This window comes from Burkholderia theae, from assembly GCF_048565265.1.
Lineage (GTDB): Bacteria > Pseudomonadota > Gammaproteobacteria > Burkholderiales > Burkholderiaceae > Burkholderia > Burkholderia theae.
Window position 1 is genome coordinate 30038 of the sequence record NZ_CP183462.1, and the last position, 17484, is coordinate 47521.

The 17484-nt window shown below is 64.8% G+C and carries 17 protein-coding genes and 1 pseudogene; 13 read left to right on the forward strand and 5 right to left on the reverse strand.

Annotated features, from left to right (window positions below):
* Positions 1-20: 20 nt before the first annotated feature.
* From ACN22W_RS17675 to ACN22W_RS17685, 3 genes are all read right to left on the reverse strand, one after another.
* On the reverse strand, positions 21-1733 hold the full coding sequence (locus tag ACN22W_RS17675) for a peptidase (RefSeq protein ID WP_419688738.1): 1713 nt from the start codon (positions 1731-1733) through the stop codon (positions 21-23).
* Between the two features lie 474 nt (positions 1734-2207).
* On the reverse strand, positions 2208-3152 hold the full coding sequence (locus ACN22W_RS17680) for a GlxA family transcriptional regulator (protein ID WP_129515624.1): 945 nt from the start codon (positions 3150-3152) through the stop codon (positions 2208-2210).
* A 126-nt stretch (positions 3153-3278) separates the two neighbouring features.
* A complete protein-coding gene (locus tag ACN22W_RS17685; protein ID WP_419688740.1) occupies positions 3279-4241 on the reverse strand; it encodes a helix-turn-helix domain-containing protein in 963 nt (320 codons plus the stop codon).
* 244 nt (positions 4242-4485) lie between these two features.
* On the opposite strand from ACN22W_RS17685, the gene ACN22W_RS17690 reads away from it, so the two are divergent.
* From ACN22W_RS17690 to csgH, 13 genes and pseudogenes are all read left to right on the forward strand, one after another.
* Positions 4486-5643: an amine dehydrogenase large subunit gene (locus tag ACN22W_RS17690; RefSeq protein WP_419688742.1), complete on the forward strand. Its 1158-nt coding sequence runs from the start codon at positions 4486-4488 to the stop codon at positions 5641-5643.
* 7 nt (positions 5644-5650) lie between these two features.
* Complete coding sequence (locus ACN22W_RS17695; protein WP_419688744.1) at positions 5651-6205, forward strand: MauE/DoxX family redox-associated membrane protein; 555 nt, start codon at positions 5651-5653, stop codon at positions 6203-6205.
* A complete protein-coding gene (mauD, locus tag ACN22W_RS17700; protein WP_412023881.1) occupies positions 6202-6828 on the forward strand; it encodes a methylamine dehydrogenase accessory protein MauD in 627 nt (208 codons plus the stop codon). Before ACN22W_RS17695 ends, mauD begins: the two co-directional genes overlap by 4 nt.
* A gap of 39 nt (positions 6829-6867) precedes the next feature.
* Complete coding sequence (locus ACN22W_RS17705) at positions 6868-7395, forward strand: methylamine dehydrogenase light chain (protein ID WP_193099910.1); 528 nt, start codon at positions 6868-6870, stop codon at positions 7393-7395.
* The gene (locus ACN22W_RS17710; protein ID WP_419688746.1) at positions 7392-7892 is read left to right on the forward strand and encodes a c-type cytochrome; all 501 of its coding nucleotides are present in this window, start codon (positions 7392-7394) and stop codon (positions 7890-7892) included. The genes ACN22W_RS17705 and ACN22W_RS17710 overlap by 4 nt, the downstream gene beginning before the upstream one ends.
* Positions 7889-8440 carry a c-type cytochrome gene (locus tag ACN22W_RS17715; protein ID WP_419688748.1) on the forward strand — a complete coding sequence of 184 codons (552 nt, stop codon included), beginning with the start codon at positions 7889-7891 and terminating at the stop codon, positions 8438-8440. Before ACN22W_RS17710 ends, ACN22W_RS17715 begins: the two co-directional genes overlap by 4 nt.
* Positions 8441-8496: 56 nt before the next feature.
* A pseudogene (locus tag ACN22W_RS17720) lies at positions 8497-8694 on the forward strand (aldehyde dehydrogenase family protein); the annotation flags it as partial.
* A 547-nt stretch (positions 8695-9241) separates the two neighbouring features.
* Positions 9242-9796 (forward strand): CsgE family curli-type amyloid fiber assembly protein, encoded by a 555-nt coding sequence (locus tag ACN22W_RS17725; protein ID WP_053077581.1) that lies wholly within the window; start codon positions 9242-9244, stop codon positions 9794-9796.
* A gap of 46 nt (positions 9797-9842) precedes the next feature.
* Positions 9843-10262, forward strand: coding sequence for a curli assembly protein CsgF (locus ACN22W_RS17730; RefSeq protein ID WP_226800318.1), 420 nt, complete (start codon positions 9843-9845; stop codon positions 10260-10262).
* Between the two features lie 23 nt (positions 10263-10285).
* The gene (locus tag ACN22W_RS17735; protein ID WP_226800320.1) at positions 10286-11224 is read left to right on the forward strand and encodes a CsgG/HfaB family protein; all 939 of its coding nucleotides are present in this window, start codon (positions 10286-10288) and stop codon (positions 11222-11224) included.
* A 24-nt stretch (positions 11225-11248) separates the two neighbouring features.
* Positions 11249-11791, forward strand: coding sequence for a hypothetical protein (locus ACN22W_RS17740; RefSeq protein ID WP_419688750.1), 543 nt, complete (start codon positions 11249-11251; stop codon positions 11789-11791).
* Positions 11792-11896: 105 nt separating this feature from the next.
* Positions 11897-13267 carry a beta strand repeat-containing protein gene (locus ACN22W_RS17745; protein ID WP_419688751.1) on the forward strand — a complete coding sequence of 457 codons (1371 nt, stop codon included), beginning with the start codon at positions 11897-11899 and terminating at the stop codon, positions 13265-13267.
* Positions 13268-13382: 115 nt separating this feature from the next.
* Positions 13383-13703: a curli-like amyloid fiber formation chaperone CsgH gene (csgH, locus tag ACN22W_RS17750; protein ID WP_419688753.1), complete on the forward strand. Its 321-nt coding sequence runs from the start codon at positions 13383-13385 to the stop codon at positions 13701-13703.
* 134 nt (positions 13704-13837) lie between these two features.
* Here csgH and ACN22W_RS17755 read toward each other — a convergent pair whose 3' ends face one another.
* Together ACN22W_RS17755 and ACN22W_RS17760 are read right to left on the reverse strand one after the other, a co-directional pair.
* Positions 13838-16213 carry an EAL domain-containing protein gene (locus tag ACN22W_RS17755; RefSeq protein WP_419688755.1) on the reverse strand — a complete coding sequence of 792 codons (2376 nt, stop codon included), beginning with the start codon at positions 16211-16213 and terminating at the stop codon, positions 13838-13840.
* 591 nt (positions 16214-16804) lie between these two features.
* Positions 16805-17407 carry an NADPH-dependent F420 reductase gene (locus ACN22W_RS17760; protein WP_419688756.1) on the reverse strand — a complete coding sequence of 201 codons (603 nt, stop codon included), beginning with the start codon at positions 17405-17407 and terminating at the stop codon, positions 16805-16807.
* Positions 17408-17484 lie beyond the last annotated feature (77 nt).

Sequence of the window (17484 nt, forward strand, 5' to 3'; positions counted from 1 at the left end):
CGCCCCCGCCTGCTGCGGGATTACGATTTCTGCGGCACGGTCACGCCGTACGTGCAGCTCTTGTTGTACGCATTGCCGATCGCGGTGAGCTGCGCGTTGCTGTAGCCGAGTGCGGAAGCGGCCGTCAGCACGGCCTGCGCGGCGGCCTTCTGGTTGGTCGAGCTGTTCGTCATCGACAGCCCCTTCAGGAACGCCTTGTCCATCGCCTGCGCGCCGATCGCGTCGCGCGCGACGAGGTTGCACGAGGCCCAGTACTGGCCGGCCGTGTGGATCTCCGCGCCGCGCGCCTGCGCATAGGTGCGCCCGACGTTCCAGTTGGTCACGCGGCCGCCCCAGAACTCGTTGTGGCCGTCCCAGTTGTAGACCCAGTGGTACTGCGCATCCGACGGGCTCCACTGGTTGAAGTCGCGGCTGTACGCGGCGGCGAGATAGTCGCCCGTGCCTTCGGATAGCCCTTCCTGCTGCGACAGTCCGCCGTTCGTCACCCAGTCGTGGATGCCGTGGCCGAGCTCGTGGATCACGACGTCCGCATCTTCCGCATCGTCGACGCCGCCTTGCCCGAACGTCAGCCGGCCGCTGCTCGACGAGTACGACGAGTTGTCGTCGCCCGATTCGCCGTGCGGGTCGTACTGCACGCCGCCCGTGTACTGGTACGGCAGCGCCTTGATGCCGAGCGTCTGGTTCACGTAGCGCAGGAACGTGTCGATGTGGTAGTACGCGTTCACGGCCTCGAAATACAGGTTGCCGCGCGTGAACTCGAACGCGGGCGTCGATTGCACGGGGCACGCTTTGTCGAGCGGCGCATCGAAATCGACGCACACCGCGTACGGGCCCGACAGCGAATAGCGCGAGCCCGATTGTGCGAGATCCTTCAGCGTCACGCGCACGCGCGCGGCGGTGAGCTGCGACGAATCGGCGTCGTTGTTGTCCTTGTAGCCCGCGCTGCCGTAGCTGCTCTTCGTCGACGACAGCGGGTCGGGCCGGAACACGAAGCCGGTGCCGTCGGTGGCGTAGAACGCCTTGTCCTCGGCGCGCAGCACTTCGCCGCTGCCCGAGTCGATCAGCAGTTCCCAGTCGCCCTTCGGGCCGTCCTGCGGACGGCCGCGCACCTTCCACGCGGTGTGCGTGCCGGTCTTGTCGACAAAGGCGACGAGCTGCGCATCCAGATTCGTGAAGCCGCTCACGCCGAGATACGCGCGGGCACGGTCGAGCGCTTGTTGCTGGTCGACGGCCTGTGACTTGCGCGACGTCGCGACCACGCCGTTGATCGTGTTGCTCGCCACATACAGGATGCGGCCGTCCTTTGCGACCGTCACCGCGATGTCGCTGCCGTACACGGGCAGCCCGGCTGCCTGCTGCTGCAGGCGCACGACGGTGAAGTCGGCGTCGTTGCGCTCCGACGTGACGACGAGGCTCGCGAGTGCGGCCGGGTCGAGCCCGAGCTGCGTGGCTTGCGACGCGACGAAGTCGCGCGCGGTGGCGGCGGGCGTCGTGGCGGCCTTCTTCACGCGATACGCGGGGTTGTACAGCGTGACGGCGACGCCGTCCGCACGGAACTGCCCGCCGGCCGTATCGGCTTTCGCGGCCGGCGGCGCGACGCCGCGCGTGAGGCTTTCGCGCAGGCTCGTTGCTTGCGGGTTCGAGACTTTTGTATCGGCCGAGGTACCGCCGACGATGCCGAAACCGAGCGCGAGACCCAGGGCGAGCGGCAATGCTTTGCGTGATGTCTGCATACGTGATCCTCATCTCAACGGTTGGACACGCCCGCGCGCTCGTGGCGCGCAGGCACGACACGGCCCGCGCGCCGGTTCGATGGAACCGGCGCGACGAAGCGGTGTTGGGGTGTCGACTGACTTAGGAAACCTAAATGTCAGGTCGAAAAGAAATAGGCGGGAAACGTGACGGAGAAGCGAACGGCAGGCAGGTGCGGCGACGGCGAATCGAGCATCGTCATGTCATACCCCTCGGATCGGAATCGATATCGGTGGGCAGCCCGCGCGGTTCGATGTGCATCGAACCCGAGCGCGTCTCGTTAGGCTGCCTATCTAATTTCAGGATATGTTACAGAATATTTTCAGCGACATTGCAAATTATTTTCGATGATCGCTTCGGTCCGTCGATCAATTGCCGGCATTGTTCAGCGAGCGGCGGGAAACGCTGCCGGAACGCGTAATACCGCGCCGGATTGTGATTAAAATCCGCGACGATCAGCGTGTGGCGCGTCGATCGCTGCGCGGGCTTACGCCGAAGCGCGCGCGATACGTGCGCGAGAAATGGGACGGCGATTCGAACCCGCACGCGACGCACACCGACGTGATGCTCATGTCGGTCTGCTGCAGCAGCTCGCGGGCACGATCGAGGCGCAGGTTCAGGTAGAAGCGCGTCGGCGTGTCGTTCAGCGTCGCGCTGAACAGCCGTTCGAGCTGGCGCCGCGTGATCGATACCTCCTGCGCGAGCGCATCGGAGCCGAGCGGATTTTCCATGTGCCGCTGCATCGTGCCGATCACCTGGATCAGCTTGCGGTTGTGCACGCCGTAGCGCGCGGCAATCTCGAGCCGCTGGCTGTCCGAGCGCTGCCGGATCCGGCTGACGACGAACTGTTCGGAGATCGCCGCCGCGAGATCGGCGCCGTGCCGGCGCCCGATCAGGTCGAGCATCATGTCGATCGATGCGGTGCCGCCTGCACACGTGATGCGCCGTTCGTCGATCTCGAACAGCTCCTGCGTCGCGTTCAGGCCGGGATAGCGCTCGCGGAACGCCGCAAGCGCTTCCCAGTGCAGCGTGAGCGGCTGCGATGCGTCGAACAGCCCGGCTTCCGCGAGCACGAAGCTGCCCGTGTCGATCCCGCCGAGCGTCGCGCCGTGCCGGTGCTGGCGGCGCAGCCAGTCGCCGAGCGCGCGCGTGTAGCACACGAGCGGATCGAAACCCGCGACGACGAACACCGTATCGACCTGCGCGACGTCCGCGCACGCGGCTTCGGCGGCGACCGGAATGCCGTTGCTTGCGGCGACGGGCGCGCCGTCGGCGCTGATCACGTGCCAGCGATAAAGCTCGGTGCGAAAGCGGTTCGCGACGCGCAGCGGTTCGACCGCGGACATGAAGCCGAGCGCGGAGAAGCCGGGCAGCAACAGGAAGTGGAAATCCTCGGGCATCGGGGCAGGGGATGGAATCCGGTGGTCGTCACGCAACGCGGGGGGCGGCGATCGGCCCGGCACACGCCGTGGCCGGTTCGCAGTCGCCGAACGGTCAGCGGGAGATTATCGCGGGTTTTGCGGGGTTCAGCGTGTTTTTGCAGCGCGCACGGACCGGCGCGCGGTGGTCGACGGCAGTTCGCCAAACTGGGCCTTGTACGCGTTCGCGAAATGCCCGAGATGGATGAAGCCCCAGCGCGCGGCCGCGTCGCTGATCGGCAGGTCGGCCTGCCGCGTGTCAAGCAGCATGCGCCGCACCTGCGACAGGCGCAGCGAGCGCACGTAGTGCAGCGGGCTGGTCTGCACGACCGACTGGAAGCTGTTCTGCATCGTGCGCCGGCTCACGCGCAGCTGCGCGCACAGGCTCAGGATGTCGACGGGCGCCTCGGGGTGTTCGATCACGTGGTCGTGCACGCGGCGCACGATGTCGGCGCGGCACGCGTGCGTGAGCCGGTTCGGCGGTTCGGGCATCCGGTACGTGAGGAGATCGACGAGCACGTTGCCGATGTCGCCGCGCAGTTCGCACTGCGCGTGTGCGTCGACGAACGCGTCGGGTGCCGCGAGCACGCGTTCGAGCTGCGTCGCGACCTGCAGGCTCGCGCGCATCAGCACGGCGGTCGGCATGTCGACGACGCCGCGGCGCAGCGTGGCTTCGTCGAGCCGCACATCGGCCGCATCCTCGATCTGCTGCGTCAGTTCGGCATCGACGACGACGCCGATCAGCGACATGTCGTCGGGCGAATGCAGTTCGAACGGCGCGCCGCCGCGCGCCATCACCATCGTGCCGCGTTCGATGCGCGCGCCACCGAATGCGAATGCACCCGAGCCGGTGAGCGGCATGCCGAATACCGTATGGCCGGGCGGGAGCCGGCCGCGCTGGATGATGCGAACGTTCGCGGCTTCCTGAAACAGTTGCATGCCGTCGAGCACGACGTGCTTGACCGCGCTGCGGTACGCGCCCGAACCGATCTGGTCGTAGCGCTGGTTCCAGCCGCGCAGCGCCTCGGCATGCCGGTCCGCGTCGTCGAACTTCTCGTGGAACACGAACACAGCGCCTCCGGGGATGTCGAGCAGGACCGCGCAAGATTAAACCGACCGCGCGGTCGGCGCAATAAGGAGGAGTGCGATTCGGCGCGCATGGGTCAGAGGGTCGGAAGCCGCGCGCGCAGGTGCCTTTCACGTGCATTTCCAATATCCCGAATCGGCACGCACGCGTTGCCGGTCCGGGTGCTGACGGCATTTATTGTCGAACTACAGTCGCCCCACATCACGTGAATCCCCAACTGGAGGCGACATGAGGACAAGGCGACGAACCGCGGCGCTCGCGGCGACGCTGGTGTTCGCGGCGGCATGGATCGGCAATGCGCAAGCGACGGAAAAGCCGGAGGAGCTGATCGTGCAGAAGATGCCGCCGTGGCATCCGCACGAGGTCTATATCGTCGACATCTCGATGCCGTCGATGACCGACGGGCGCATCTACGTGTACGACGCCGACGCGAAGAAGCTGCTCGGCCAGATCGACGGCGGCTTCGGCCCCGGCTTCGCGATTTCACCCGACCACAAGACGAGCTTCGTCGCGACGACCTACTTCTCGCGCGGCTCGCACGGCACGCGCACCGACGTCGTCGAGATGACGGACAACACGACGCTCGATCACGCGGGCGAGATCGTGATCCCGCCGAAGCACGGGCAGCATGTGCCGTCGCCGTACAACACCGCGTTCAGCACCGACGGCAAGCGGCTGTACGTCGCGAACATCACGCCGGCCGCCTCGGTGACGGTGATCGACGCGGTCTCGAAGAAGGTGCTGTCCGAGATCGACACGGCCGCGTGCGTGCTCGCGTATCCGTCCGGGAATGACCGCTTCACCGCGCTGTGCGAAAGCGGCAAGGCGCTGACCGTCACGCTCGACGCGAACGGCAAGGAAACGAAGCGCGTGATGTCGGATGCGTTCATCGACGTCGACAAGGATCCGGCGTTCGTGAACGCATCGCGGTATCACGGCGACTATCTGTTCACGACGTATGGCGGCAACGTGCGCAGCGCGGATTTCAGCGGCGACAAGCCGGCGTTCGGCAAGCCGTGGCCGCTGCTGACGGACGCCGAGCGCGCCGAAGGCTGGCGTCCGGGCGGCATGCAGCAGACGGCCGTGCAGGCGAAGCAGAACCGCTACTACGTGCTGATGCACAAGGGCGTCGACGGCTCGCACAAGGATCCCGGCACGCAGGTGTGGGTGTATGACCTGAAGTCGAAGCAGCGCGTCGAGCGCTGGGATCTCGCGCAGCAGAAGGTCGATCCGCTCGTGTCGATCCAGGTCAGCGAGGACGACAAGCCGCTGTTCTACGGGCTGACGGCGACGTCGGACCTCGTCGTGATGGATGCGCGCACCGGCCGGCTGCAGAACATCGAGAAGCAGATCGGCAATACGTCGTCACTGCTCGTCAACCCGTGAGGCCGCGATGACCCTCGATCCCGTACTTGCCACCAGCGCGCAGGCCGGCGCGGCCGCCGCCGTGTTGCTCGGCGCCTTCGCGAAGATGCGCCGGCCCGCGGCGTTTCGCCAGGCGCTCGCCGGTTACCGTCTGCTGCCCGACGCGCTGACCGCGCCCGTCGCGTTCGCGATTCCGCTCGCGGAAACTGTCGGCGCCGCGGCGCTGCTGTTTCCCGATACGCGCACGGCCGGCGCGCTCGGCCTGATCGCGTTGCTCCTGGTGTTCGCCGCCGGCATCGCGATCAACCTGCTGCGCGGCCACACCGACATCGACTGCGGCTGTTCCGGCTTCACGGCTGCACGCACGGATGCGCCGCGCGGCATCGGCTGGCTGCATGTCGGCCGCGTGCTGCTGCTCGTCGCGCTGGCCGCGACCGCACTCGTCGAGCCGGGCACCCGCGCGGTCGTGTGGTTCGACTACCTGACGCTGTTCTTCTCCGTGCTGCTGATCGTCTGCGCGCTGCTCACCGTCGACGTGCTGCTCGCCAACGTACCGCGCCTTTCCCACCTGAGGAATTCATGATGCAAACCGCTCTCACCGTTTCCACCGCCCTGTTGTGGGTCGCCGTCCTCGCGCTCGGCGCGATCTGTCTCGCGCTCGTGCGCCAGATCGGCATCCTGTACGAACGCATCATGCCGGCCGGCGCGCTGATGATCGACAAGGGGCCGGCGGTCGGCGCGATCGCGCCGATGTTCGAGCTGGCCGACATTCGCGGCGCGCAGGTGAAGGTCGGCGGCATCGACGCGTCGGGCAAGGCGACGCTGCTGTTTTTCCTGTCGCCGACGTGCCCGGTCTGCAAGAAGCTGCTGCCGCTGTTGCCGTCGCTGCAGGCGAGCGAATCGACGCCGGTGAACATCGTGCTCGCGAGCGACGGCGATCTCGACGAGCACACACGCTTCGCGCGGAAGCACGACCTCGGGCGCTTCCCGTACGTGCTGTCGCAGGAGCTTGGGCTCGCCTACCAGATCGGCAAGCTGCCGTACGCCGTGCTGCTCGACGAAACCGGCACGGTGCGCGCGAAGGGGCTCGTCAACACGCGCGAGCATCTCGAGAGCCTGTTCGAGGCGAAGGAGCGCGGCGTCGCGTCGCTGCAGCAGTTCGTGCACGGCGATCACAGCCACGACGCCCACGCGCAGCACGCCTGACCGGCCGAACCCCTTTCAACGTCATGGGAGAACAACGACATGGGCCTGTTTGATTCATGGTTCGAGCGGTCGGCGCGCGGCGTCGCGCAGCACAGTTCGCGGCGCAGCGCGATGGCGAAGCTCGGCAAGGTGCTGGTGGGATCGGCGATGCTGCCGCTGCTGCCCGTCGATCGCACCGCGTATGCGGCCGATGCGGCGTCGGGCGCGGCTGCAGCGGGGGCAAGCGACGACCCGATGAGCTGCGACTACTGGAAATACTGCGCGATCGACGGCTGGCTCTGCAGCTGCTGCGGCGGCACGTCGAGCAGTTGCCCGCCAGGCACGACGCCTTCGCCGATCACGTGGATCGGCACCTGCCGCAATCCGCACGACGGGTCGGACTACATCGTGTCGTACAACGATTGCTGCGGCAAGACGTCGTGCGGCAAGTGCTTCTGCAATCGCAACGAGCGCGAGAAGCCGCTGTACAAGCTGTCGTTGAACAACGACATCAACTGGTGCATGGCGAACGGTAATTCGAATTACCACTGTTCGGTTTCGGTTCTGCTCGGAGCGGCAAAGCAATGAAAGTGAAGCAAGCAGGAAAGCGTGTGATCGCGTGCGTGGCGACCGTCGCGGCCATCGCGTTGCCGGGTATCGCCGGCGCGCAGCAGGCCGTGCATTACCCGGCCGGCAAGAGCCTGTTCGACGCGCAGTGCGCGGTGTGCCACCAGGCGGGCGGCAAGGGGCAGGACGGCCTTGCGCCGCCGCTCACTGAATATCCGGGCAAGTACGCGGCGGCCGACGCCGGACGCACGCAACTGGTCGCGACGCTGCTGCACGGGATGTTCGGCGAGATCACGGTGCGCGACAAGAGCTACAACTTCAAGATGCCGTCGTTTGCGAGCGCGAGCGACGACGACATCGCGCACGTGCTCAACTACGTCGTGTTCGACCTCAACGCGCAGCACGGTGACGCGAAGCCGTTCACGGCCGCCGAGATCCGCGCGGCGCGTGCGAAGGAGATGGACGGCACAGCGGTTCATGCGCAACGCGACGTGGTGATCAAGGGGCTGGGCCTGTGAACGGCGCCCGTGCATCGCGCGTTGGCGAGCCGATGCGGGGCGCACGGCGCACGTCGAACGCGGTAGCGTGGATCGGTGGCCTGTCGCATCGCCTGTCGTCGTTGCTGCTGCTTGCCGTCGCAGCAGCATGCGTGGCCGCCACGCCGGCGCATGCCGACGGTGCGGCCGACGCGGCCCTTGCGAGGCAGCACTGGGTGCTCAACTGCATGGGCTGCCACACGGCAACGGGCGGCGGCATTCCCGGCAAGGTGCCGCCGCTCGCGAACTCGCTCGGCTATTTCACGCATCTGCCGGCGGGGCGCGAGTACGTGATGCGCGTGCCCGGCGCGTCGAACTCGGCGCTGTCGGATCAGGATCTGGCCGACGTACTCAACTGGGTGCTCACGACCATGAACCGCGATGCGCTGCCGCGTGACTTCAAGCCCTATACGGCCGCCGAAGTCGCCGCGCACCGCCGTCCCGCTTTTTCCGACGTCGCGACCGTGCGCGCCGGCCTCGTCCGCGCGTTGCAGGCGCGCGGGATCGACGGCGTCACGGAGCGCTACTGACCGAACCATTCGAGGAATCAAGAGCGGACATGGAGACGAACGGCACCTTGCCGTTCGCGATTCATCAACTCGTTCCGCGTATCGCAGCCGGCCCTCCGTGGGTCAATGGCCATTCGCTGCTCGACAACGCGATGCCGTTCGGCGGGATGAAGCAGTCGGGCTTCGGGCGTGAGCTCGGGCGCGCGGTGATCGACGAGTACACCGAAAGCGAAACACATCTGATTTCACTTCGATTTAAAGCGCTGACGTATTAATTAGAAAAACAATAATCGCGCCGCTGCCGTGCACACCGAAATCGCTTGACCTGCAACGCATTTCTTATATCAGAGAACGATAATCGACCGCCCGTTCGGGCTCACGTCATACAAAAACCGGCTTTCATCGGACAATTATCATCCCGTGACAGGACGTTATGGTGTGTCGTTACGGATGTGTTCGTATTGGAACGTTACGTTTCGCGGCCCGGCATAATCGGGTTCAGGAAAATGCGGACATTCATATGACATTACGATCCGGAAGGGGCGGGTAAACAAGAATGCTTTTTAATGAATTCAGTATCGCAAACGTTTTACGTGAAGAAAATATGTAATGCGGAATAATCGCCTTTCGAGAAAATAACGCGCCGTCAATAAATTCTAGTCAGGCATGCCTCTTGCTCCTTCAACGACCCATGTGCCGCATCACGCTAGACGCAGTCCGGTGAAAACGAAAGACAGACCGGCGTCATAGTTAGTACAAGTCAACCGGGGGTTGGGGAAAATGATTTCGAGTTCACGCCTGCGAATGGCGGGAGGGGCGCTGTTGTGCCTGTCGCTCTGCGCGACGGCCGGCGCCCAGGACACGATCGACCTGTCGCCGTCGGCAGCGCCCGTCGGACACCCCATCGCTCCGCCTTCGACGCTGCTGAACGCCGAACGCGTCATGGAACCGCCGCCGCCGGCCGCGAATCCGGGCGTGGTCGCGGCGAAGCCGGCCACCGGCGCTGCATCGCGCGCCATTACCCCCGCACCCCGCAAGCCGCTTCCTGAAGATCGACTCGGCGGCACGGTTACCACCGACGCCGTGACGCTCGCCGGCCGCGACTTCTTTACTTACTTCTCGCGCGCATGGACGGAGATTCCGTTGAGCGAGCGTTATGTGGTTGCCATTCACGAACGCCCGTCGGGGCGGTACGGCAGCCTGATCTGGGTCGAGTATCAGCAAAAGCGCGTGTTTCAGACCTTCCTGCCGATCGCGCGCTCCAATGTCCGCGGGGTGGCGGAGAGCGCCGCCAATCTGGCCTTTCAAACCGTCATTCAGGACGACCTGTCGAATCTGCTGTTCCCCGACGTCGACCTCGCGAAGGACGAGATTTAACCAAAAAATGTTGTGAAGGAACGAGGAGAGGACTGATATGAAAACCATGAAATTAGTTGTACTGATGGCGATGATGTCGGCGTCGACGTTCGCGTCGGCTTCAGCGCTCGTCTATACGCCGAACAATCCGAACTTCGGCGGCAATCCTGCCAATGGCCCGAACCTGCTGAACGAGGCCAACGCGCAGAACAAGCACACCGATCCGTCGCTGTCGTCGTCTCCGTCGACGTCGCAGTCGTCGCTGGATCAGTTCAACGCGCAGTTGCAGCAGGCGATCCTGTCGCGCGTCGCCGGCTCGGTGACGAACTCGATCGTCGGAACCAACGGCGAACTCAAGCCGGGGACCATCAGCACCGGCAACTTCACGATCGTCGTCAGCCAGGCCGGCAACGGCAACCTTCAGGTGACGACGACGGACAAGACGACCGGGGCGACCTCGACGTTCATCGTAAGCAACGGCCAATAAATCGAAAAGCAACCGAGCAGACCATGAAAAAAATGATCGACATCGCGCGCGGCGCGACGGGGATGACGCGCGCCGCATTGGGGGCGACGCTGGTGCTGTCGATGGTCGGATGCGTCACGCGTCCGATGCCGGCCGCGAGCAATGCGACGCTGACGCCGCCGACACGCACCACGCGCGACCTGACCCACCTGCCGCCGCCGAAAGGCAGGATCGTCGCCGCCGTGTACGGCTTTCGCGATCTGACGGGCCAGTACAAGGCGTCGCCCGACAGCTCGTTCTCGTCGCAGGTCACGCAGGGCGGCGCGTCGTTCCTGGTCAAGGCGATGCGCGACTCGGGCTGGTTCACGCCGGTCGAGCGCGAGAACCTCCAGGATCTCCTGACCGAACGCAAGATCATGCGCGCGATCGACGGTGCGGACGCGAAGAAGGCACAGAACGACGGAATGGCGCCGCTCATGCCCGCGAACATCGTGCTCGAAGGCGGGATCGTCGGCTACGACACGAACGTGCGCACCGGCGGGGCCGGTGTTGCCTATCTGGGGATCAGCGGATCCGCCCAGTACCGGATCGATCAGGTCACGGTCAACCTGCGCGCGATCGATATCCGCACCGGCCAGGTGCTCAACAGCGTATCGACGACCAAGACGGTTTATTCGTATCAGGTCGATACGGGCGTCTATCGCTTCGTCGGTTTCAAGGACCTGCTGCAGGCGGAAGTCGGGATGACCCGCAATGAACCCGCGCAGATCTGCGTGAACGAAGCGATCGAGTCGGCGCTGACCCACCTGATCGTTCAGGGCGTCGAGAACCAGACGTGGGCGCTGAAGAACGACCAGGACTGGTACGACCCGACGATGCAGCGGTACCTGCAGGAGGACCGGCAGTACGCGCAGGACATGGAGGACGTCAATACGGCGTATGACCCGCAGAAGGTCGATCGTCAGGGCGCATCCAGTCATTAACCGGCATCAGGTCTCGGAGAAAACATGATGAATCGACAGTTCGATCGACGCGCACGCGCGGGTTTCGCGTGGCGGGCGCTGGCGGCCGTCTCGCTCGTCGCGGCGGCCCACGCCGCGGCCGGTGCGCCGGTGCCGCTCAATGACCTGGGGCCGCCGGAGCCCGCGTTCGACTACAGCGGCAACATCCTGACGCTCCAGCAAGTGGGCAGCGGCAATGCCGCATCGCTCGACCAGGCCGGCCGGAACGGGGCAGCGGTCTGGCAGACCGGCGACGGCAACACGATTACGTCCCGGCAGGTCGGCGCGCAGAACTGGGTGGGCGCGTCGCAGTCCGGCAGCGGCAACACGCTGAATGCCGCGCAACGCGGTAGCGGCAACACGTTGCGGGTGCAACAGAACGGCGCGGGCAACTCGGTCGACGCGACGCAGAACGGCACGTCGCTGTCGGCGCGCGTCACGCAGAACGGCAACAACAACGCGGTGAACCTGGTGCAGGGCGGATCGAACACCGGGATCCAGGTGATTCAGTCGGGCAACGGGGCGCGCGCCACGGTGCTCACGCATTGATGCAGGTGTGAGGCGTTTTACAAGGTGGGGGCAACCTCAACTGGCGGGGGCGCCGGGAAAGGCCAGTCTTTTCCGGCAAATTTTCTTTCGAATCAGGAGCAAAAAATGACGGTGACCAAGTCTGCAATCGCAATGGCAGTGCTCGCGCTCGCATCGGCCGCGGCCCATGCCGATTCGTCGGGCAATACGGTGAACGTGAACCAGTTCGGCAGCTTCAATTCGGCGAGCGTCGATCAGACGGCGACGACCGGCGACAACGTGTCGATCACGCAATCGGCGGCCTCGACGTCGCTGTATCCGTTCAGCGCCAAGGTGACGACCCAGGGCGGGTCGGGCGATACGACGGTGATTTCGCAGTGGTCCAACTGGGCGCAACCGGCGTCGAGCGCAACGGTGGATCAGACGGGCACGTCGAACGAAAGGAACACCATCACGCAGGTCGGTGGCGGCAACTTCTCGGCGAAGGTGCTGGAGACGGTGTCGGCCTTCACGGGCGGCGCGCGATACGATACCAACATCATCAACCAGTACGACTGGGCGAACAGCGCGTCGATCTCGCAGCAGGGTGGCGGCTGGAACACGGTGACGATCAACCAGGGTTCGCCGAGCCGGTACGCAGCGCTGAACAACGCGACCGTGACGCAGGCCGATACCTACTCGAACAACGTCGGTATCACGCAGACGGGCGTGGGCGGCACGGCATCCGTCCAGACGAACTGGGGCGGCGGCAATACGACGTCGATCACGCAAACGGGCGGCTCGACCCATGCGAGCGTGACGCAGTTCGCGGAATACGGCGACAGCGTGACGACGCACCAGAACGGTGTCGAGACGGCCAATGTGACGTCGTCGTTCGGCGGCGGCAACGTGACGACGATCTCGCAGTCGGGTGGCGTGGCCGGCAACAACGCGACGGTGAATCAGTTCCTGTCGAACAACGATACGACGTCGATCACGCAAACCGCCGACAACAACAAGGCAACGGTGAACCAGGCGCTGGATTACGCCGATACCGCGACGATTAACCAGTCGGCCGCGTCGAACACGGCGACGATCACGCAACAGTTCGGCCATGGCAATACCGCGACCATCACGCAAACCGCCGCGAACAACCTCGCCACGATCTGGCAGAGCGGCTCGTCGAACTCGAAGGCTTCGATCGAGCAGGATTCGGCGAACAACCAGGCGAACGTGACCCAGACGGCGTCGAACTCGACGGTGTCGGCGCACCAGTCGGGGGATGTCGGCAACCTGGCCAACGCGACGCAGTTCGGCGCGGACGATACGCTGACGCTCTCGCAGTCGGGCGGTTCCAACGTCATCACCGCGGCGCAACTGTCCGGCACGGGCAACCAGGGCTACGTGACGCAGATCGGCTACAACAACAACGTCGCGCTGCAGCAGCAGGGCAACGCCAACTACGCGAACATCAGCCAGGTCGGCTTCGGCAACTCCGCAACGGTCAAGCAGCACTGAGCATCGCCGTTGTGATCGGAAGGCCGGACGGTCGCCCGTTCGGCTTTTTTTGTTTCATCCGCGAGCGGCGCATCGCGTTTCGCGCCGGCTCCGCCTCGTCCGACAGGAAACGATCATGGTTGGAATTCACGCTCTGAATGCCTATTTCGACATTGCCGCCAGCGCCGGCGGTGTGAACATCGTGCCGCATGTGCGCGCGGCCGCGTCGCTCGATCTGTCCTATAGCCTGCATGTGACGAAAGCCGGCGGCGCGGGTTCGGTCACGCTGACGCGTTCCGGCCAGTCGCAGCTCGCCGACGGTGAAGACAGGCCGCTCGGGACGCTGCAACTGAGCGTCGGTCCGGACGACACGTGCCACGCGACGCTGGTCGTGCGCGTGAACGGCGAACAGGCGGAGTACGCGGCGAACTGCAATCCGCATCGCGTATCGGACTGACCGATCGCGCGTCACGCGCGCATCGATCTCGGCCGTGCGTCGTCGGAAGTGGCGGTTCGCGACTGCGGATTCAATCCGCCATGACCTCAACGGCTCCTTTCGAGGCGGAACGTGCAGCCGCGACAATCGAACGCTTACCCTTCCGAACCAGGCGTCGCGGATGGTGCGATATGGCCTTGGCGTAGAAGCTCGCTGGCTCGATCGGCCCCTACCGCTTCGCTGAAACGGAAACCTTGCGCGCTTGTTGCCCGGTTCGTCGCCGCCAGCAGCGCACGCTGTTGCTCGGTCTCCACGCCTTGGGCAATGACTCCGATCCCGAGACTGTGCGCCAGGGTGACGATGGCACGTATCGTCGCCGCACTCTCCGGGTCGCGGGTAGACCGGTGGATGAGGGATCGCGCGATCTTGAGATGATTCACGCGATAAGCCTTCACGTACTCGAATGACGCGTAACTGCTGCCAAAATCATCAATGGCAATCTTTGCGCCGAGCTCATGCAGCTGCGGGAGGATGTCGCTTCGTGCCCACGACAGCCGGGCAAGCGTCGCCTCGGTCACGTCGAATTCCAGATCCGACGGGGCGAGACGCCACTTCGCGGTCGCTTCCGCGACATCGCGCACGAACGTTTGAGCACCCGTGAGCTCGAACTGAGTCAGATTGATCGCGATCATCAACGGGGCCACCCCTTCGTCGCGCCATGCTCTCATTTGCCGGCACGCCTGATCCAGCACCCAGCGCCCGAGCGCTGCCATGGTGCCGTCCCGCTCGGCGATCGGAATGAACACACCGGGGGCAATCAGGCCGCGCGTCGGATGATGCCAGCGTGCCAGCGCCTCCATCCCCAGAATGTTTCCGGAGGACAACTCGACCTCGGGTTGGTACCGGAGTTCGAACTCGCCGCGATCGATCGCGCCGCTCAGTTCGTCGGCGAGTGCAACCCGATCGCGCGCCGCCTGGTCGAGTTCGTCGGAATGAAAGTGATACCGGTTGCCGCCCTTGTGCTTCGCACGGCGCAGCGCCAAGTCAGTCTGCATCAGCATGACGTCTGCACCACGGTCGCCCGGGACGTACGCACGAATGCCGATACTCGCCGAGAAACGCACGTCGTTGCCATCGAGCAGACAGGGCGCCGCCAGCGCCGCCTGAAGCTTCGCCGCCAGCGCCGCGGCGTTGGCCGGCTCGATCATCTCGCCCTGCAGCACGGCAAACGTATCGCCGCTCAACCGCGCAACCAGGTCGCTTTCTTGAGCGGCATGCCTGAGACGTTCAGCCACTTCCCGAAGCAACAGGTCGCCGACCGGGTGATCCAGTCTGTCGTTGATCAGCGTGAAGTCGTCGAGCGCGACAAAGAGGATCGCAAACGGCATCGCGCCATGTTGGGCTGCGGCGCAAGCCTGGCGAACCTGCGCGATGAAGCGGGCCCGATTCGCCAAGCCCGTGAGCGCATCCGTGCCGGCGAGCCGTGCGACCTTTTCCTCCGCTGCCTTGCGCCCGGTGATGTCGATGATGATCCCTTCGACTTCGATCAGCCGTCCGTCGTTGTCGCGGACCGGCACATAGCGATTCTCGACCCAACGGTCAGCGCCGTCGCCCGTGCGCAAGCGGAACTCGATCGACACGCCTTCGGCGTCCGTTTCCAGTATTCGCGCCAGTGCTGCATCGACTTTCGCCTGGTCTTCCGGGGCGACAAGTTCGTTGGCCCAGACGGGCGACGCGAGCAATGCAGCGCGGTCGTGGCCGAACGTGGCGATGTCATGCGAGATGTAGATGAGCGGAAACGACGGCACGCCGCGCAGACGGTAAAGGATGACCGGACTGTTCCGGACGATGATGTTGGCTTCAGCCAGCGCATGGATTCTTTCCTCGACGAGCGCTTCCAGGTCGCTCGGCTTGACGGCCGCTTCTTTCGTCATCAGCCATTTCGCGGTCAGCACGCTGGCCGCCTGACGGACCTCGATGTTGTTCAATGGCTTCTTGAGAACGAGCAGCCGGTCGTCTGCGCCCAGATGCCGGGCCAGGGTGCCCCAAGGGGGATCGGAAGGCAGGCTGCACAGGGCAACCTGCAGCGTCGGGTCCACTTGCCAGAGTCGCTCGATGGTCTGAACGCAGTTCCAGCCGTGCAGCATGTGCGTGTCGACAAAGGCCATCGCATAGGGCTTGTTCTCCGCCAGCGCTTGCACGACCCGCGCCAGCGCTTCCCGGCCCTGAAAGGCGGAATCGATTTGAAACGCCGAGCGATCGGATGGCGCCTCGTCGAAAAAAGGCGCCTCGGTTGTGGTTGGCGCAGTTTCGCTGTCCAGCGGGCGAGCGAGAATCTTGCGGAGATTCCGGTGAGTCGCAGCCTTGTCGTCGATCACGAGGACGCGACGATTGACCGGCTCGCCCTGCGCGTTTCCGCGAGGCTCTTCACTGTGCCCGTGGTGGGGCCAGGGCAACGATCTCGCCCTGGCAGGTGTCGCCGCGCTGTGTTTGCCGGCACGTACACCCCAGGGCAGCCAGTGCGATTTCATGTCGAACCCGGCGTGAGGCGAGGACCGCGCGCCCCCTTGTCCGTGGTGAAGCCTGGATTGAAATCGCATGCCAGATTCTCCCCGCAATCCCGCTAACGGCTGTCGCTGCAACGAACCGATCTCGGATGCCTCGCCAACAAAAAGTGCACCGAAACACGTATAGGGGTGCATCGATCCTGCCCATCGCACGCGTATCGAACCAACCGTCGGTGCGAGGTCGGTCGAATACGCGATGGTGGCGGGGCAGGCCGCGAATAATCGATTGCTTAGGACAGTTTGACGATTCCGTTCGCTTCATGCGTGAAGCGATGTGGGTTCAATGCGTCAATGTCGACTTTCCGACGTACCCCGTATGGCGGGCTGTTCATGTTTTGCGATCAAGCTCCGCCCTGAAGACTGGCCCAATTTCATCAGACGATCGAAGTATAGTCGCGCGCATCGAACTAACAAACCCGGTTGGCCGGGAATCGCATTCGCGCTTGACGGCGAATCGAGGGTCGGACGCGGCATGGTCGATTGCGGGGCAGGTTGCGCCCGCTCGGATCAGGCGCGAGCCGACATTCGAGACCGTCAATTGCGTCGGCCAAGGGGCTAGCCGAATTTGACGAGATCGAGCACCGGCAACGGGCCGCCCGGGATTTGCACCAGTTGCCCGCCGTCTACGAGCAAACCCAGGTCGATGCCGAAGAAGCCGAGCCGCGCGATCAGTCCGCTCACAGCCGATTTCGCCTGCACGTCGTCTCCCGCGAGGAACAACACGCGGTGTCCGCCCTCGGCCTGCGGATCGTCGGAAAGGAAGTGCGCGGGGAGATGATTGAACGCCTTCACGACGCGTGCGCCCGGCACGAGGTCCGCGAATACTTCGCTCGACGTCCGGCCATGCAATTCGGCGGGTTCGAACGTCGGTGCCTCGATCGGGTTGTTCGCGTCGATCACGATGCGTCCGCCGAAGTCCGGCAACCCGGAGAGGGCGGACGGCAGCTTCGCCCAGTTCACGGCGACGAGGACGATGTCCTGTGCGGCCGCTTGTTCGCGCGTTCCCGGCGTAATTGAGGGACCGAGTTCGCGTGCGAGATCCGCGAGCGATTCCGGGCCTCGGCTGTTCGAGATGATGGCCTCGACGCCTTTGCGCGCCAGCGCTTTCGCGAACGCGGACCCGATGGCGCCTGCTCCGATGATACCGATGGTGCTCATGACGATGCTCCTGGTGAAGAGGGATGAATCAAGTGGCAGCCGATGCCGGTGTCGGCGAGGAGAGCAACCGGTGAAGT

What these genes read in the sequence shown, in the direction of transcription:
- ACN22W_RS17675 (WP_419688738.1), bottom strand. Translation starts at nt 1,733, where the DNA reads ATGCAGACATCACGCAAAGCATTGCCGCTCGCCCTGGGTCTCGCGCTC.
- ACN22W_RS17680 (WP_129515624.1), bottom strand. Translation starts at nt 3,152, where the DNA reads ATGCCCGAGGATTTCCACTTCCTGTTGCTGCCCGGCTTCTCCGCGCTC.
- ACN22W_RS17690 (WP_419688742.1), top strand. Translation starts at nt 4,486, where the DNA reads ATGAGGACAAGGCGACGAACCGCGGCGCTCGCGGCGACGCTGGTGTTC.
- ACN22W_RS17695 (WP_419688744.1), top strand. Translation starts at nt 5,651, where the DNA reads ATGACCCTCGATCCCGTACTTGCCACCAGCGCGCAGGCCGGCGCGGCC.
- mauD (WP_412023881.1), top strand. Translation starts at nt 6,202, where the DNA reads ATGATGCAAACCGCTCTCACCGTTTCCACCGCCCTGTTGTGGGTCGCC.
- ACN22W_RS17705 (WP_193099910.1), top strand. Translation starts at nt 6,868, where the DNA reads ATGGGCCTGTTTGATTCATGGTTCGAGCGGTCGGCGCGCGGCGTCGCG.
- ACN22W_RS17710 (WP_419688746.1), top strand. Translation starts at nt 7,392, where the DNA reads ATGAAAGTGAAGCAAGCAGGAAAGCGTGTGATCGCGTGCGTGGCGACC.
- ACN22W_RS17730 (WP_226800318.1), top strand. Translation starts at nt 9,843, where the DNA reads ATGAAATTAGTTGTACTGATGGCGATGATGTCGGCGTCGACGTTCGCG.
- ACN22W_RS17735 (WP_226800320.1), top strand. Translation starts at nt 10,286, where the DNA reads ATGAAAAAAATGATCGACATCGCGCGCGGCGCGACGGGGATGACGCGC.
- ACN22W_RS17740 (WP_419688750.1), top strand. Translation starts at nt 11,249, where the DNA reads ATGATGAATCGACAGTTCGATCGACGCGCACGCGCGGGTTTCGCGTGG.
- ACN22W_RS17745 (WP_419688751.1), top strand. Translation starts at nt 11,897, where the DNA reads ATGACGGTGACCAAGTCTGCAATCGCAATGGCAGTGCTCGCGCTCGCA.
- csgH (WP_419688753.1), top strand. Translation starts at nt 13,383, where the DNA reads ATGGTTGGAATTCACGCTCTGAATGCCTATTTCGACATTGCCGCCAGC.
- ACN22W_RS17755 (WP_419688755.1), bottom strand. Translation starts at nt 16,213, where the DNA reads ATGAAATCGCACTGGCTGCCCTGGGGTGTACGTGCCGGCAAACACAGC.
- ACN22W_RS17760 (WP_419688756.1), bottom strand. Translation starts at nt 17,407, where the DNA reads ATGAGCACCATCGGTATCATCGGAGCAGGCGCCATCGGGTCCGCGTTC.